Origin of the sequence: Kribbella catacumbae DSM 19601, assembly GCF_000372465.1 — a bacterium.
In the GTDB taxonomy this organism is placed as follows: Bacteria; Actinomycetota; Actinomycetes; order Propionibacteriales; family Kribbellaceae; genus Kribbella; species Kribbella catacumbae.
The window spans coordinates 109083-124273 of sequence record NZ_AQUZ01000017.1 but is presented as its reverse complement, the minus strand read 5'-3'; the positions used below and the strand labels follow the sequence as shown (position 1 = coordinate 124273).

15 protein-coding genes and 1 pseudogene are annotated in these 15191 nt (G+C 67.4%); 9 read left to right on the top strand and 7 right to left on the bottom strand.

Annotated features, from left to right (window positions below):
• Positions 1–6 precede the first annotated feature (6 nt).
• The gene (locus A3ES_RS0119325; RefSeq protein ID WP_026163014.1) at positions 7–1986 is read left to right on the top strand and encodes an APC family permease; all 1980 of its coding nucleotides are present in this window, start codon (positions 7–9) and stop codon (positions 1984–1986) included.
• 26 nt (positions 1987–2012) lie between these two features.
• The gene (locus A3ES_RS54110) at positions 2013–2156 is read left to right on the top strand and encodes a hypothetical protein (RefSeq protein WP_020388488.1); all 144 of its coding nucleotides are present in this window, start codon (positions 2013–2015) and stop codon (positions 2154–2156) included.
• Here A3ES_RS54110 and A3ES_RS55065 read toward each other — a convergent pair whose 3' ends face one another.
• Both A3ES_RS55065 and A3ES_RS47630 read right to left on the bottom strand, forming a co-directional pair.
• The gene (locus tag A3ES_RS55065) at positions 2157–2294 is read right to left on the bottom strand and encodes a hypothetical protein (RefSeq protein ID WP_020388487.1); all 138 of its coding nucleotides are present in this window, start codon (positions 2292–2294) and stop codon (positions 2157–2159) included.
• Entirely contained in the window at positions 2284–2589 is a 306-nt protein-coding gene (locus tag A3ES_RS47630; protein WP_020388486.1) for an SAV_915 family protein, read from the bottom strand. Before A3ES_RS47630 ends, A3ES_RS55065 begins: the two co-directional genes overlap by 11 nt.
• A 178-nt stretch (positions 2590–2767) precedes the next feature.
• Between A3ES_RS47630 and A3ES_RS0119305 the strand changes: the two genes are divergently transcribed.
• The 3 genes and pseudogenes from A3ES_RS0119305 to A3ES_RS56110 all read left to right on the top strand — a co-directional run bounded on the left by A3ES_RS0119305 (position 2768) and on the right by A3ES_RS56110 (position 4118).
• A complete protein-coding gene (locus tag A3ES_RS0119305) occupies positions 2768–3418 on the top strand; it encodes a type IV toxin-antitoxin system AbiEi family antitoxin domain-containing protein (protein WP_020388485.1) in 651 nt (216 codons plus the stop codon).
• 197 nt (positions 3419–3615) lie between these two features.
• Positions 3616–3723, top strand: a pseudogene (locus A3ES_RS56115) (nucleotidyl transferase AbiEii/AbiGii toxin family protein); the annotation flags it as partial.
• Positions 3724–3809: 86 nt separating this feature from the next.
• Positions 3810–4118, top strand: a complete 309-nt coding sequence (locus tag A3ES_RS56110; RefSeq protein ID WP_020388483.1) for a hypothetical protein — start codon at positions 3810–3812, stop codon at positions 4116–4118.
• A gap of 1046 nt (positions 4119–5164) precedes the next feature.
• Here A3ES_RS56110 and A3ES_RS0119290 read toward each other — a convergent pair.
• The gene (locus A3ES_RS0119290) at positions 5165–7000 is read right to left on the bottom strand and encodes an AMP-dependent synthetase/ligase (protein ID WP_020388482.1); all 1836 of its coding nucleotides are present in this window, start codon (positions 6998–7000) and stop codon (positions 5165–5167) included.
• Positions 7001–7107: 107 nt separating this feature from the next.
• Here A3ES_RS0119290 and A3ES_RS0119285 point away from each other — a divergent pair, with 107 nt between their 5' ends.
• A complete protein-coding gene (locus A3ES_RS0119285) occupies positions 7108–8733 on the top strand; it encodes a peptide-N4-asparagine amidase (RefSeq protein WP_026163013.1) in 1626 nt (541 codons plus the stop codon).
• Positions 8734–8747: 14 nt separating this feature from the next.
• Here A3ES_RS0119285 and A3ES_RS0119280 read toward each other — a convergent pair whose 3' ends face one another.
• A complete protein-coding gene (locus A3ES_RS0119280) occupies positions 8748–9773 on the bottom strand; it encodes an aspartate-semialdehyde dehydrogenase (protein WP_026163012.1) in 1026 nt (341 codons plus the stop codon).
• Positions 9774–9940: 167 nt separating this feature from the next.
• A complete protein-coding gene (locus tag A3ES_RS0119275; protein WP_020388479.1) occupies positions 9941–11455 on the bottom strand; it encodes a sodium:solute symporter family protein in 1515 nt (504 codons plus the stop codon).
• 154 nt (positions 11456–11609) lie between these two features.
• Between A3ES_RS0119275 and kduI the strand changes: the two genes are divergently transcribed.
• Genes kduI through A3ES_RS0119260 form a run of 3 tightly spaced genes read left to right on the top strand, consistent with a single transcriptional unit; the run spans position 11610 to position 14013 of the window.
• Positions 11610–12449, top strand: a complete 840-nt coding sequence (kduI, locus tag A3ES_RS0119270; RefSeq protein ID WP_020388478.1) for a 5-dehydro-4-deoxy-D-glucuronate isomerase — start codon at positions 11610–11612, stop codon at positions 12447–12449.
• A complete protein-coding gene (locus tag A3ES_RS0119265; protein ID WP_020388477.1) occupies positions 12446–13237 on the top strand; it encodes an SDR family oxidoreductase in 792 nt (263 codons plus the stop codon). The genes kduI and A3ES_RS0119265 overlap by 4 nt, the downstream gene beginning before the upstream one ends.
• 20 nt (positions 13238–13257) lie before the next feature.
• The gene (locus A3ES_RS0119260) at positions 13258–14013 is read left to right on the top strand and encodes an IclR family transcriptional regulator (protein WP_020388476.1); all 756 of its coding nucleotides are present in this window, start codon (positions 13258–13260) and stop codon (positions 14011–14013) included.
• Here the strand turns inward: A3ES_RS0119260 and A3ES_RS0119255 are convergent.
• Complete coding sequence (locus tag A3ES_RS0119255; RefSeq protein WP_157630609.1) at positions 14010–14384, bottom strand: hypothetical protein; 375 nt, start codon at positions 14382–14384, stop codon at positions 14010–14012. The genes A3ES_RS0119260 and A3ES_RS0119255 overlap by 4 nt on opposite strands.
• 172 nt (positions 14385–14556) lie before the next feature.
• A complete protein-coding gene (locus A3ES_RS0119245; RefSeq protein WP_020388474.1) occupies positions 14557–15183 on the bottom strand; it encodes an MOSC domain-containing protein in 627 nt (208 codons plus the stop codon).
• Positions 15184–15191: the final 8 nt, after the last annotated feature.

Here is a 15191-nt window from a genome sequence, read left to right as displayed (position 1 = left end):
TCTCGCGTGACAACGTCAGACGAGTACGTAGTACCGGCGACAGTCAGAGGACCGGGCGATAAATCGGCTGGTGCTCGAGGGCTTGCGGGCTGGCTGTTACAGCACCGCGTCCAGCCGGTTGGTCCGGAGACCGGCGAAGGCCACGCGCCGCCACAAGCGTGGTGGAAGGTCATGTGCCTGACCGGGGTCGACTACTTCTCCACGCTGTCTTATCTCCCGGGCATCGCGGCACTCGCCGCCGGAGCGCTGTCACCGCTCGCGACCCTCCTCATCGTCGCGCTCACCCTGCTGGGCATGTTGCCGATGTATCGGCGGGTGGCCAAGGAAAGCCCGCACGGCCAAGGCTCGATCGCCATGCTCGAGAACTTGCTGCCGTTCTGGCGCGGGAAGCTGTTCGTGCTGGTCCTGCTCGGGTTCGTGGCGACCTCGTGGATCATCACCATCACGCTGTCGTCGGCTGATGCGACGGTCCACCTGGTCGAGAACCCTTACACCCCGGACTTCCTGCACGGCCAGGAAGTCGCGGTCACCGTCGTCCTGCTGCTGATCCTCGGTGGGGTGTTCCTGCTCGGGTTCAGCGAGGCGGTCGGTGTCGCCATCCCGCTGGTGGGGATCTTCCTGGTACTCAACGCTGCCGTCGTGGTGGTAGGCCTGTACGACGTGGCCACCGGCGCCGGTGCGTTCTCCGCCTGGGTCGACGCGCTGACCGAAGGCCGGGACGGCTTCAGCGGGGTCATCGGGCCAGCGATCATCGCGTTCCCCCTGCTCGTTCTCGGGCTGTCCGGGTTCGAGACCGGCGTCAGCATGATGCCCCTGGTCGCCGCCGACGGTCAGGACGCGAAGGCGCGGCTGGCCGACCGGATCCGCAACACCAAGAAGCTTCTCACCGTGGCCGCGCTGATCATGAGCGTCTACTTGCTGGCCACCAGTTTCATCACCACCGTGCTGATCCCGGCCGACGAGTTCAAGCCAGGCGGAGCGGCGAACGGGCGCGCCATGGCCTATCTGGCTCACGAGCACCTCGGCGAGATCTTCGGTACGGCGTACGACATCAGCAGCATCCTGATCCTCTGGTTCGCAGGCGCGTCGGCGATGGCAGGGCTGATCAACATCGTGCCGCGCTACCTCCCGACGTACGGGATGGCACCGGAATGGGGTCGCGCGGTACGGCCGGTCGTGCTCGTCTACACGGCCATCAGCGTGGTGATCACCATCGCGTTCGGTGCTGACGTCGACGCGCAGGCAGGTGCCTACGCGACCGGGATCCTGGTCATGATGGTCTCCGGTGCTGTCGCCGTCACCGTCTCGGCAGGGCACCGGCGGCAGCGGCGTCAGACGATCGCCTTCACCGTACTCACCCTCGTGCTGCTGTACGCCCTGGCCGAGAACATCCGCGAGAAGCCCGACGGCATCGCCATCTCCGGCCTGTTCATCGCCGGCATCGTCGTCGTCTCGCTGATCTCCCGGGTGGCGCGCACCACCGAGCTGCGGGCCGACCGGATCGAGTTCGACGACATCGCACGTCAGTTCATCACCGACTCGATCCGCAACGACGGAGCCCTCAACCTGATTGCCAACCGGCGGCAGGCCGGCGATGCCGCCGAGTACACCGCCAAGGAGGCCGAGGTCCGCGCGATGGACCCGGTCCCCGGGCACGCCGACGTGATGTTCCTGGAGATCAACGTCGTCGACCCCTCCACGTTCAGCGACGTACTCCGTGTCGAAGGTGTCGACGTCGACGGCCACCGGATCCTCCGAGCCGACAGCCCCGCGGCCCCGAACGCGATCGCCGCGATCCTGCTGACACTGCGCGACACCACCGGCGTACGACCGCACTGCCACTTCGAATGGTCCGAGGGCAACCCCCTAACCCACCTGCTCCGCTACCTCATCCTCGGCCACGGCGACACCGCTCCGGTCGTCCGCGAAATCATCCGCCAGCACGAGGATGACCCCGCCTTGCGGCCCGGCATCCACGTCGGCTGACCACCCCGACCCCGACAAGGAGACCCATGGCGATCGGGTTGTGGGTACTGGCCCTGATGCTCGCCATCGCAGGCCTGGCGTCCGCCTTCCGCTACAAGCTCATCCTCAGCGCACTACTCCTCTGCAGCGGAATGGCAATCGGCCTCTACGCCGGCAACCTTCTCCCCTAGCTAGACCAGGTGGTTCAGGACGCCCAGTAGTACTGCGAGAGCGCCGGTCACCACCAGGATGCGGATGATCGCCACCAGCTCGGGGTCCAGATTGTTCGTACGCCGCTTTGGCGGGTGCCGGTAGTGCTCAATGGCCATGGGAACCCACCAACTGCGGAGCGGGTGCGCTGACATCGGGGCCGACCAGTACTGGATCGAGCTGGATCACCTCGACGCCGACCTGTGCCAGTAGCTCGCGGAGGTCGTCCTCGTGCATCCGCAGCCAGTCCTGTCGCGGCCCAGTTGCCTCGCGCAACAATTCGAGACTGCTGAACGCGATGCCCACCCGGGCACCATCTGGGCGCCTGCCGATCTGCAATGCCACCGCATCGACGCTCCCGGCGGTCCGGGTAGGCACGAATAACGGGACGGGATCATCCATCGAGATGCTCATATCCCGACGCTAGGCGCCGCCGCTCCCGGAGTACCGGTTCCTAACATCTCTCCCACACCGACTGGCCCAGCTCGTACAGATCTCTCACACCGGTTAGCTCTCGTCAGGAGTCCCGCCGTTCCAGGCTGCAGACAAGGGGAGACAACATTTGTCCCCGAAACTGGGTACAATAGTTGCTATGGCGGATTCAACGCTGGTACGGCTCGGCTCCATCGCGGAACGCCGGTGGGGCCTGGTCACTACCGCCCAGGCCGAGGACGCCGGCGTCTCCCGCAAGCAGCTCTCCCGGATGGCGTCGGCCGGTGCGCTCGAGCGTGTGGCACAGGGCGTGTACCGCATGGCCGGAGCGCCACCACAGGATCACGAGGCGATCTACGCAACCTGGCTGGCCCTTGGTGGAGCGATCGCACCCCGCACCGGGGCCAGCGTCGCATCGATTGTGGCGGCTGGCATCACGGCGGCGATCATTCACGATGTCGGTGACTACTTCCTCGACGGCTTCGACTTCATGGTGCCTGCCCGCAAAGGAACCCGTCTTGCCGGCGTGCGCCTGCGCATCCGGCGACTGACCCGTGACGAGGTGATCCCCGTCGATGGACTCCCCACCCTGACGGTCGAGCGAACGATCGCGGACCTGGTCGAGCTCGGGACCGACCTGTCTTTGGTCGCCGGCGCCGTACGGGACGCGGTGCGCGCCGACAAGCTCGTGGCACCCGGCCGGCTCGCGTCTTACCTCGACCCCATCGCAGCGCAGCGCCGGAGCGACGGCATCTCCCTGGCAAACGACCTGTTCGAGCTGGCTGGCGTCAGCCCGGAAGGGGGACCGTAACTGAGCACGAGGGCTACGCCAGCTGGCGATCCCTGGAGCTGGCGATCAAGGACGCCGCGAAGAAGGCCGCGCAGCACGCAGGCCCCGGAGTCAGCGCCGCCAGCGTCGACGCCAAGATCCGGCAGGCTCGCTTCGACCGATTCCTCTCGCGCGTCTTCGCCCACGGCGAGCAGTCCGAGTGGCTACTCAAGGGCGGGATGAGCATGCTCGCCCGCGTGCCCCGTTCGCGCGCCACCAAGGACATGGACCTCGCAGCGCAGCACGCGACCAATCTCGCCGAGGCTGAGAGAGCACTGACCGAGCTGGTTGACGTCGACCTCGGTGACCATCTCACGTTCCGGCTCATCCGCTCCACGCCCACCGGCCTCGGCGACAACCAGCCCGGCTCGTCGTGCTGGCGCACACCCAGACAGTGGACCTGCACGAGCTACGGACCGCGATCGCCGCCAAACAGAACCTCAGCGACATCGATCCGTTCGGGCACTTCGACATCCCCGCCGACTGGACCCGGACCTACTCCCAGACCGCCAAAGGCGTACCAGTAGCCGAACCCTTCACTGCCAAGACCGCAGCAGAACTCGTCGCAACCTTCATCGACCCCGCACTCGACAAGAACTCGAACACCGCAACCTGGAACCCACAGCGCCTGACCTGGTCGCAGGCCCGCAACGGCCCGGGATCGGCCCGCGAGAACGAGTGATGCGCGATTCGCCCACCCCCAGCTACCTCGCTCCTGCGTCGCTCGTCCCGCTGCCCTGAAGACAGGCGTTCCGGGGCCGCTGCCCTTGCCCACGCCCCTAGCTCGATCCTGCCCAGGGCGCCTTCAAGCTGGCTTCGCGGCAATGGCCGCGCCGGAGTTCTTTGCCGTGCTGCCCATTTAGGAGCCTTTGCGAATTGGCTCGGCAGCGGCCGATTGTGTACCGAGCGACAGGAAGTAGTCGACCGTTCGGCCGCGCGCCACGCTCACGCAGGCCGCGGCCGGCCGCAGAACTGGCACTACTTCCTGTCGGTCGGGACACAACGCGAACCCCAGACCCATCTCCCAACAGGCTCTTAGACATCCTGCGTCGTCGAGAACCGGCTGCGACCTAGATGGTCAGCGATCTGCAGATACCTGACAACTTTCTCTACGTCTTCAAGACGGGCCCCACCAGGGCCCGAAAGCGCGCCGCCACCACAGGGCGGGACGCCTGCCCGCCACTCCGCTTCGCTGTGTTCTGGGCGCGTCCCTTGGCTTGACGCGCACATGCCGACAGGGGTGCCGGGTCGAAGAGAGCAGAACTCGCCGTCAACGCTCGACACCCCGTTGGTACACGCCCCACCGGAACGGCCGGCTACCCCGCCTCGCCCGGTTGCCCGGGCCACCCGTCTGCCTGTGGGTTCCCGCATCGCCCGCTAGCAACCATGAAAGGGACTGCCCGGAACGGCACGCATCAAGGGCGCCTACGGCGTCCCTCCAGGATCTCCGACCCTTGACCCGCACCCACCCCCGCCCGCCGGCCTCGGCAGATGGGCCGCGGGGAAGGGGTGGGCAACAACCAGCCGCAGCACACGAAGCTGGCCACACCACACCGGGCCGCCCCACCGAGACAACGCAAACCACATCAACCCCGCCGCGCCGGCCCGCGCCCCAACGCCTTCACCAAGCGGGCGACGAAGGAGCCCGCGCACCCGGGGCGGGTGGGAGCTAGCGAACGCGACGCAGGAGCGGACGGCGGAGCCGGCGTGGGGAGAACCTCAGCGAGATCAGTCGTACATCTTGTCGAGAAGATCCCCGTAGGTCGTTTCGACGTACTTGCGCTTCAGCTTCAGGCTAGGTGTCATCTCCCCGCCCTCGACCGTCAGGTCGCGGTCCAGGATGGTGAACTTCTTGATGGTTTCCCAGCGGTTGAGGCCGGAGTTGAGTTCGTCCACATACCCCTGGACCAGTTTCTCGGCGGCCTCCGACGTGACGATCTCGGCGTACGACTTGCCGCCCAAGCCGTTCTGGTCGGCCCAGCCCTGGATCGCCTCCGGGTCCAGGGTCACGAGCGCGCTGACGAAGTTGCGCTGGTTGCCGTGGACAAGGAACTGGCTGGCGTACGGGCAGATCATCTTGAAGCGGCCCTCGATCACCTGCGGCGCGACGTACTTGCCGCCGGAGGTCTTGAAGAGGTCCTTCTTGCGATCCGTGATGAAGAGGAACTCGTCCTCGAAGTGACCGATGTCGCCGGTGTGGAACCAGCCGTCGGCGTCGATCACGTCGGCGGTCTGGTCCGGCAGGTTGTGGTACCCGCTCATCACGCCGGGGCCCTTGATCAGGATCTCGCCGTCCTCGGCGATCTTGAACTCCGACGCCGGGAAGATCGGCCCGACGCTGCCGAGCCGGTAGTGGTCGGGCCGGTTCAGCGTCGACCCGGCGGCCGTCTCGGAGAGCCCGTAGCCCTCGAGGATCAGCAACCCGGCGGCGTGGAACCACTCGGCCAGGTGCTTGTCCAGCGCGGCCGAGCCCGACACGAAGAAGCGGATCCGTCCACCGAAGCGGGCCCGGATCTTCGACAGTACGAGCTTGTCGGCCAGCGAGTACTGCGCAGCCAGTACGCCGCCCGGCTCCTTGCCCTGCTGGCGGAGCGACGACACCTTGGCGCCGACTCCGAACGCCCAGTGGAACAGCTTGGCCTTGACCCCGCCCTCGGCCTCCATCATCGTCACGATCCGGCCGTGCGCCTTCTCGAAGACGCGGGGCGCGGCGGCCATGAAGGTCGGCTGGACGACGGCGGCGTTCTCGACGATCTTGTCGACGCGGCCGTCGATCGCGGTCGCGAAGCCGATCTGGAACTGCACGGCCAGCAGCACCTGCCCGAACACGTGCGACAGCGGCAGCCACAGCAGCTGCAGGTCGTCCGGGCTGAGCACCCGGATGCCTTCGACAGCGGCCCCTTCGTAGGTCCAGACCGAGTGCGGCAGCCGGACGCCCTTGGGACGGCCGGTCGTGCCGGAGGTGTAGACGAGGGTGCAGAGATGCTCGGGCTCGACCTGCGCGATCCGCTCGTTGACCGTTTCCGGATTGTCCTCGAGCTGCTTGGCGCCGAGCTCGTCGAGTGCGGCCAGCGTCATGACCCAATCGCCGTCGCGCTCGTCAGGCTCGCCGTCGATCAGGATCACCTTGTGCAGGGAAGGGGTCTCCGCCTTGTGGTCGCGCAGCTTGTCGACCTGGCTGGCGTCCTCGGCGAAAATGACCTGTACTTCGGCGTCCGCGACGATGTACGCGACGTCCGTGGCCATCGTTGTCGGGTAGATCGTGGTGGTCGCGGCCGCGGCGAGGATGCCGGCCAGATAGCACTGGACCCATTCGAGCCGGGTGCTGGCGGCGAGGCCGACCCGCTCCTCCGGCTGGAGGCCCAGCGCGACCAGGCCCGCGGCGCGACGCCGTACAAGGTCTTCGGTCTCCTGCCAGGTCACGGATCGCCAGCCGTCGGCGGCTGGCGCCCTGAAGGCCTCGCGATCGGGCGTCGAGACGACGCGGTCGAGGAACATCTGTGCAAGGTGTTCCTTGCGGTTGCTGAGCAACGCAAGCTGGGGACCGTCGGCAACGGGCTTCATGTCTGGCCTCCACGAGGGGTCAAGTAACCGAACAGTAATGGTCTGAGCCAGCGGTGGCCATGGTCCTCGCTTGCCCATGGGCACCATCTCGATTACGTTTCCGCAACATGCGCGCACGGTCTGTGGCAATGCTCTCACTGTCCGTCCTTTTCCTCGGCGTCCTGACCCCGGCCACGGCGGTCCCGCCGCCGGCGGAGTTCGGTTCCGACTACTCCGATCCCCGGACGCCGGCGCCGCCGGTCGCGGTCCCCCACACCAGGCACTGCTCGGTGGAGATCGTCCGGAACGGGTTCAAGAACTTCGACCCGTACACCTCCACCTACACCCCGCCGGCCGCCTGCCGCGGCCCCTGGTCGAAGGTCGTCCTGCGGCTGCAAGGCTCGGTCAAGGGCGTCCAGTACGACCGCCTCGGCCACATCACGATCGGCAGCGTCGGCGTGTTCCGTACGTCGACCCCCGAGCCGAGCGCGGACGGAATCAGCTGGCAGGTCGAGAAGGACCTCACCTCCTACAGCCCTCTGCTCCGCACTCCCCAGCCCGTGGTGATGGAGCTCGGCAACGTCGTCAACGAGACCTACACCGGCATCTTTGACATCGTCGTCACGCTCGACTTCTACCCAACCGGCCTCGGCGCCCCAGCGGCCCGTACTGCGGCCGCCGTCCTCCCCTTGCAGGACCAGCGACGCGAAGACTCCGACCTCGTCGGTACTGCGACGTTGCCGCGCAACACCTCCCGCCTACTCGGTGAGGTCTACGTGACGGGCTCCGGCGGCGGGTGTGAAGAGTTCTGGGACACCTCGGCGCCGGCCTCGACGGGCTACTCGTGCCCGGACGGGTCGCCGTACCGGGAGGTCGAAGTACAGATCGACGGGAAGCTCGCCGGGATCGCGTTGCCGTATCCGCACATCTACTCGGGCGGCTGGTCGAACCCGTACGCCTGGCGCCCGTCGCCCGCGCCGCGCGCCTTCGACATCAAACCCTTGACCTACGACCTGACGCCGTTCGCCGGCCTGGTCAACGACGGCAAGCCGCACGAGTTCCGCGTCCACGTGGTCGGCGTACCAGCCGGGCAGAGCGGGTGGTTCACCGTGCCCAACCTGCACGTCTGGACCGACCCGATCCTGAAGCAGACGAGCGGCAAGCTGACCTCGTACTCCGTGTCGCCGCTGACCAAGTCGGATGACGTCACGGGCTCCAGCGGCACGGCGGGATCCGTGCAAATGAAGGCCTCCCGGTCACTCAAGATCAGCGGGTACGTCGACACGTCGGCCGGCCGCATCCCCACCACGGTCGAGCGATCACTCACCAACAGCAGCGTGCATGTCTGGGAAGCCGGCGAGTCCCGCGACTCTCTCGAAGCGTCCTGGCGTGACCTCTCCACCGTGACCAGCGGGCTCCGGGTCGACCGGACCGACCTGACCTACAGCAAGAACGGCTACATCAGCTTCTTGCCGCACGCAACGATCCCCGACGCGTACGACGTGATCACCGATCTCGACCTGGCCGACCGCAGCCACACCACCAGCCGGCTCGGCCCGGTGACCCTCGCGGACCGGCGTACGGCCGACACGTATGACGGTCGCGCCTCGTGGATCTACAACGTCCCTCGCGACCAGCGCCACGCCACCGGAACTCAAACCGTCCGCTACCGATCGACTGGCACCGATGGCTGCTACGACCACACCCTCACGGCCGTCAACGGCTACTACACCAAGGACCGTTACGGCTGCTGACCTGAGGGCCTCCGTCAGCGCTGCTGGAGAAGTTCCGCGATCTGTACTGCGTTGAGGGCGGCCCCCTTGCGCAGGTTGTCGTTGGAGACGAACAGGACCAGGCCGCGATTGTCCGGCACCGACTGGTCCTGGCGGATCCGGCCGACGTACGACGGGTCGTTGCCGACGGCATGCAACGGCGTCGGCAGCTCGGTCAGCTCGACGCCGGGAGCCGTGGCCAGCAGCTCGGTGGCGCGCTCGGGCGTGATCGGGTCGGCGAACTCGGCGTGGATGCTGAGCGAGTGACCGGTGAAGACGGGCACGCGCACGCAGGTGCCGGCCACCAGAAGATCCGGGATGTGCAGGATCTTGCGGCTCTCGTTGCGCAGCTTCTGCTCTTCGTCGGTCTCACCGGTGCCATCGGCAACAATCGCTCCGGCCAGCGGGAGCACGTTGAACGCGATCGGCCGGGCGTACACCTGCGGCTGCGGGAGAACGATCCCCTCGGTGCTGTGCGCAAGACGGCCGGAGTCAGAAGCCAGAGACTGAGTTTGCTCCTCCAACTCCCGTACGCCGACGCCGCCCGAGCCGGAGACCGCTTGATAGGTCGAGACGATCAAGCGGGTGAGGCGAGCTTCCCGGTGCAGCGGCGCGAGGACGGGCATCGCGGCCATCGTGGTGCAGTTCGGGTTGGCGACGATGCCCTTAGGGAGATGGTCGAGGTCGCCCGGGTTGACCTCGGCGACCACCAGCGGGACGTCGGGATCCATTCGCCAGCCGGACGAGTTGTCGACGACGACGGCTCCCGCGGCGGCGACCTTCGGGGCGAACTCCTTGGAGGCCGTCTTCCCGTTGGAGAACAGGGCCAGGTCAAGGCCCTTGAAGTCGGCGGTCGCCGAGTCCTCGACGGTGATCTTCTCGGCGCCGAACAGAAGCTGACTGCCGGCCGAGCGGGCGGAAGCGAAGTACCGGATCTCGTCGACCGGAAACTCTCGCTCCACCAGCAACTGCCGCATCACGCCGCCGACCTGACCTGTTGCCCCGAACACTCCTACTCGCATGAGAACAGCCTATTAGAAGGCTTCCGCCCACCTGACCGACCATCCACCATCCGGCCGGCAACTGACGCCCGTGCGAGCCCCGGAAGCAGTTCGACGGTGATGTTCGGCATGAGGCTCCTCAGGAGGGTTTGAGTTCTGCCTTGTGGAACATTGTTCCGGAATGCTGGTCAGCTGACCGCGGCCGCTCGCCTGGCGAGCACCTCGCCGGTCTCGTCGGGGTCATGGTTCAGCGATTCGAGCAGCACGTCGACCTCCGGACGGCGTTCCGGCAGGAGCAGCCCGAGGCCGACGTACACGATCAGGGAGGTTGCCAGTGGCAACGCCACGACCATCGTCGTGTCGGTCGAACCGATACCCCACTTGACGATCGACCAGACGATCAGCCCGGACGCCCAGGAAGCGATCGCCGCCCGCGATCCCGAGCGCCGGAACCAGGGCAGCAGCCCGAGCATCAGCGGGATCGAGATCGGCCCCATCGTCGCGGCCACCAGGTCCACGACGATCTTCAGCACCACACCCTGACCGTTGGTGATGATCGCGATCAGCATGCTCAGCGTGACGAACGTGAAGGTGGTGATCCGGGCGAACTTCAGGGTGGCCACATCCGACAGCCGGCGCAGCTTGGGCACCAGTACCGGGCCGATGTCGCGGGTGATCACCGAGGAGATCACGTTCGCGTCCGAGGCGACCATCGCCATCGTGTGCGAGAAGAACCCGGCCAGCACCAAGCCGATCAGCCCGCTCGGCAGCAGCAGTTGCGCCAGTTCGACGTACGACTGCTCGGCCTTGCCGAGGTTCGGCACGAGCAGCGGCGCGGCGCACATCGGGATGAACAGCACCAGCGGCCAGACCAGCCACAGCACCGAGGACAGCAGTGCCGACTTCTTCGCCGCGGAACCCGACGGCGCGGCCATGTAGCGCTGCGCCAGGTTCCACATGCCGCCGTTGTACTCGAAGGTTTTGATGAACAGGAACGCGATCAGGAAGATCGGTGTGTACGGCCCGGTCAGCGCGTCACCGTGCCCCTCGGGCAGTTGGTCCCACATCTTCCACAGCGTCGGGATGCCGTCCAGATGGGTCAGGACGCCGACGAACATCGCGATCCCAGCCGCGGCCTGGATGATGAACTGGCCGAAGTCGGTGAGCACGTCGGCCCACAGTCCACCGAGCGTCGCGTACAGCATCGTCACCACGCCTGTGAGCAGGATGCCCCAGCGCATCGGTACGCCGGTGAAGCCGTTCAGCAGTACGGCGATCGCGACCCACTTCGCCGCGATGTCGACCACCTTGAGCGCGGCACCGGAGTACGCGAGCACTTGCTGGGTCGGCAGGTTGTAGCGGCGGGCCAGATACTCCAGCGGCGAGACGACCCCGTGTTTCGCCCGCAGCCGGTTCCAGCGGGCGGCGAAGATGAACGCGCCGATGCCGACACCGACACCGATCGACACGGCCCACCACACGTACACGGTGATGCCGTAGTTGTAGGCGACCGCCGCGAACGCGACGAACATGACCGCGCTGTAGCCGGACATGTGATGCGAGATGCCGGACAGCCACCAGGGGATCCGGCCGCCGGTGGTGAAGTAGTCCACCACCGTCTTGATCTTGGTGCGCGACCACAGCCCGATCGCCACCATCAGCACGAAATAGCCGGCCAGCACCGTCCAGTCGAGCGCGGTCATCAGAGGTCCTCCTCGGGGCGGGATGTGATGGAAGGTTCCATCTGTCAGAACCAAGTGTCAAGAGGCGGAACAAACACCGAGACCAATCGGGGACCTTCAGCCCACGACACGGACGTGGTTTGACAGACTGTTCCGCGAGATAGAACCTAGTTCTGTGAATTCGTCGCAGAAAGCCCTCCAGGTCAAGCACGCCACCCACCCCGACCAGGTGCCCGGGTTCGACACCGCCGCGCTGCGCCGGACGTACCTGGTCGATGACCTGTTCACCGCCGACACGATCACCGCGGTGCTGACCCACCACGACCGGATCGTGCTGGCCGGCGCCTGTCCGGTCAGCGGCCCGCTCACCCTGGGCACCTGGCCGGAGCTGCGCAGCGAGTTCTTCCTGGAGCGCCGCGAGGCCGGCATCATCAATGTCGGCGGCACGGGCACCGTGACGGTCGACGGCACCAAGTTCGAGCTCACCACCGGCGCCTGCCTGTACGCCGGCCGCGGCGCGCGCGAGATCGTCTTCGAAGGCACCGACGCCGCGTTCTACCTGTTCTCCGCCGCGGCCCACACCGACTTCCCGACCACGCTCGTGCAGCCCGGCGAAGGCAACCGGCTCGAGCTCGGCGACCAGCAGACCGCGAACCGCCGCACGATCGACCAGTACATCCACGCCGACGGCGTCAAGAGCTGCCAGATCGTGCTCGGCGTGACCACCCTGCACCCGGGCAGCACCTGGAACACGATGCCCGCACACACCCACGACCGGCGTACCGAGTGCTACCTGTACTTCGGCCTGCCGGAGTCCGAGCGGATCGTCCACCTGCTGGGTGAGCCCGAGGAGACCCGGCACCTGCTGGTCGCCGATCGCCAGGCCGTGATCTCGCCGAGCTGGTCGATCCACTCGGGCGTCGGCACCTCGTCGTACAGCTTCGTCTGGGCGATGGCCGGCGAGAACCAGGCTTTCACCGACATGGACGGCGTCAACGTGGCGGACCTTCGATGACGCAGGCCCCGGAGCCGGCTCCGCCGTCGAGCTTGTCGCTGGCAGGGAAGACGGCGCTGGTCACCGGAGCACGGCGCGGGATCGGTGCGGCGATCGCCGCCGGGCTGGCCGCGGCCGGCGCCGAGCTGATCCTGATGGCCCGCGACGCGGCGCTCGAAGACACGCTGGAAGCGATCAAGCAGAACGGCGGCGGGCAGGCTCGCGTCATCACGGCCGATTTCGCGGACCCGGCAGCGGTCGAGGCGGCCGCCACCGAGGCGGTCGCCGCCGCAGCGGGTCGCCCGATCGACATCCTGGTCAACAACGCCGGGACCATCCGGCGAGCTCCGGCGGCCAGTACCGCGGCCGCCGACTGGCAGCACGTCATCGACGTGAACCTGAACTCCACCTGGGCGGTCACCCGGCCGGTCGGTGCCGCGATGGTCCAGCGTGGCGGCGGCAAGATCATCACGATCGCCTCACTGCTGAGCTTCCAGGGCGGCATCACCGTGCCCGCCTACACCGCGAGCAAGCACGCGGTCGCCGGCCTCACGAAGGCTCTCGCCAATGAGTGGGGCCCGGCCGGAGTACAGGTGAATGCGATCGCGCCGGGGTATATCAGTACCGACAACACGACCGATCTCAGGGCCGACGCGGAACGGGCGTCGGCCATCCGCGACCGCATCCCAGCCGGGCGCTGGGGCCGGCCCGAGGACCTGGTCGGAGCCGCGGTCTTCCTGGCCTCGGCGGCCTCCGACTACGTCAACGGACACATTCTCGCGGTCGACGGTGGCTGGCTAGCCAGGTAAGAGGTGACAGGATGAGCGATATGAGTTCGCCCTCGGCCATCGACAAGACGCTGATGGTGCTCGACGCGGTCCTCGAGCACTCCCGGTTCACCGACGTGGTGACGGCCACCGGCCTGGCCAAATCGACCGTGCACCGGATCATGGCGTCGCTGGTCGAGCACGAGTTCGTGGCGCAGGCGGAGGACGGCTCGTACCATCCGGGCCCGAAGGCGCTGCGGCTGGCCGGTCACGCGCTCACGAACGTCGACCTGGCGACGGTGGCCCGGCCGGTGCTGGCCGATCTCGTCTCGCAGACCCGCTGCACGGTGCACGTCGGCCTGCTCAACGGCGACGAGGCGATCTACGTAGCCCGCCTTGACGGGCCGAAGCCGTACAGGATGCCTTCGCGGGTGGGTAAGGCGTTCTGGCTGCACTGCACGGGCATCGGCAAGGCGCTGCTCGCCGAGAAGGACGACGAAGCGCTCGACGCCCTCGTCACCCGTACCGGTCTGCCGGCCCGCACTCCCCTGACCCACACGACGGCCGCCTCCCTGAAGGCCGATCTCACTCAGGTCCGCTCTCGCGGCTATGCGCTGGACGACGAGGAGAACGAGCCGGGCATTCGTTGCGTCGCGGCCGTCATCCACGACCACACCGGTACGGCGATCGCCGCGGTCAGCATCTCGACACTCTCGCTGGAGCAGTCGATCGCCCAGGTCGCCCTGATGGCACCGGCCGCGATCGAGGCGGCCCGCAAGATCTCCGCTGCCCTCGGTTACCTGGAGCCCACGCACTAGAGGCTGTACGCCGCCGCCCGCTCCAGCGTCGCAGTACGGCGGGCGGCGGCCCATCGCACGACCGGTACGAACAGAACGCCGATCACCGCGAACCACACCCCGAGGATGATCCAGCCCGGCACCCCAAGCCCCAGCGGCAACAGCGCCAGCACCATCGGGGCGAGCATCGTGCTGATCGACATACTCGTGTTCCAGACGCCCTGGTACTGCCCCTGCGCCTCGTCTGCCGCGAGGTCGAAGCCGAGCAGGAACGAGCCGGACGACTGCAGCAGTTCGCCGATCACCTGGACCAGGGCCCCGACCGCCAGCAGCGCTACGGCGACGACAACACCGCCACCCGAGGCGCCGGCGAAGAGCACCATGGATGCCATTAGCAACAATCCGGCGGTCCTGGTCGCTCGCGCGGCGGTCGCCGGGTCCGCGATTCCGCGGCTCGACCTGACCTGAGCACGCTGACGGTCATCAGCAGCCCGTTGCCGACGCGGCTGAGCAGCGTCGCCAGGGCCAGCGGTCTCAGTGGTCCGGGAGCGGGGAGCAGGCCCTTCATGCCCGCGCGGCGATGCGCTGGGCGGCCTCGCGGAGCTCGTCCATCAGGTCCACACCGGAGTCGAGCATGCCCTGCATCTTGGCGGAGTCCTGGGCAGCGAACATGTCGGCGATGGTGACCTCGTGATCGGGGCGGCTGAGGATCTCGATGGGGTCGCCGGCGCCGATCGTGCCCGTCTTCAGGACCTTGAGGTAGGCGCCCGGGCAACCTGCCTGCTGGAAGCGCTTGACCCAGCCCTTGAGCTGCATCCGGTGCTGGAAGGTGACACACGGCATGCGCGGCGCGCGGACCATCACCTCGACCGACTCACCCAACCGCCAGACCTCGCCGATCAGCGCGTTGGTGATATCAAGCCCCTCGGTCCGCAGGTTCTCGCCGAACAACCCCGGCGGGATATCGCGATCCAGCTCACCCGCCCACCAGTCAGCATCCTCCTGCGCATAGCAGTAGACCGCCTGGTCCGGCCCGCCGTGGTTCTTCGTGTCACAAACCCGATCCCGCTCGAGCCCCAGCACCCCCACAGCCACCCGCCCACCCTGCGGCCGCTTGTCAATCGCCGTCAGCCCAGTCTCCTTGGGCCCCGGAATCAACCCTTCCACCACATTCACCGTCAGCAGCCGCATGACAGCCA

Bases quoted from the DNA above. Each gene is read 5' to 3' on its own strand.
- A3ES_RS54110 (WP_020388488.1), top strand. From the start codon at position 2,013: ATGGCGATCGGGTTGTGGGTACTGGCCCTGATGCTCGCCATCGCAGGC.
- A3ES_RS55065 (WP_020388487.1), bottom strand. From the start codon at position 2,294: ATGGCCATTGAGCACTACCGGCACCCGCCAAAGCGGCGTACGAACAAT.
- A3ES_RS47630 (WP_020388486.1), bottom strand. From the start codon at position 2,589: ATGAGCATCTCGATGGATGATCCCGTCCCGTTATTCGTGCCTACCCGG.
- A3ES_RS0119305 (WP_020388485.1), top strand. From the start codon at position 2,768: ATGGCGGATTCAACGCTGGTACGGCTCGGCTCCATCGCGGAACGCCGG.
- A3ES_RS0119290 (WP_020388482.1), bottom strand. From the start codon at position 7,000: ATGAAGCCCGTTGCCGACGGTCCCCAGCTTGCGTTGCTCAGCAACCGC.
- A3ES_RS0119285 (WP_026163013.1), top strand. From the start codon at position 7,108: ATGCGCGCACGGTCTGTGGCAATGCTCTCACTGTCCGTCCTTTTCCTC.
- A3ES_RS0119280 (WP_026163012.1), bottom strand. From the start codon at position 9,773: ATGCGAGTAGGAGTGTTCGGGGCAACAGGTCAGGTCGGCGGCGTGATG.
- A3ES_RS0119275 (WP_020388479.1), bottom strand. From the start codon at position 11,455: ATGACCGCGCTCGACTGGACGGTGCTGGCCGGCTATTTCGTGCTGATG.
- A3ES_RS0119265 (WP_020388477.1), top strand. From the start codon at position 12,446: ATGACGCAGGCCCCGGAGCCGGCTCCGCCGTCGAGCTTGTCGCTGGCA.
- A3ES_RS0119260 (WP_020388476.1), top strand. From the start codon at position 13,258: ATGAGTTCGCCCTCGGCCATCGACAAGACGCTGATGGTGCTCGACGCG.
- A3ES_RS0119255 (WP_157630609.1), bottom strand. From the start codon at position 14,384: ATGGCATCCATGGTGCTCTTCGCCGGCGCCTCGGGTGGCGGTGTTGTC.
- A3ES_RS0119245 (WP_020388474.1), bottom strand. From the start codon at position 15,183: ATGCGGCTGCTGACGGTGAATGTGGTGGAAGGGTTGATTCCGGGGCCC.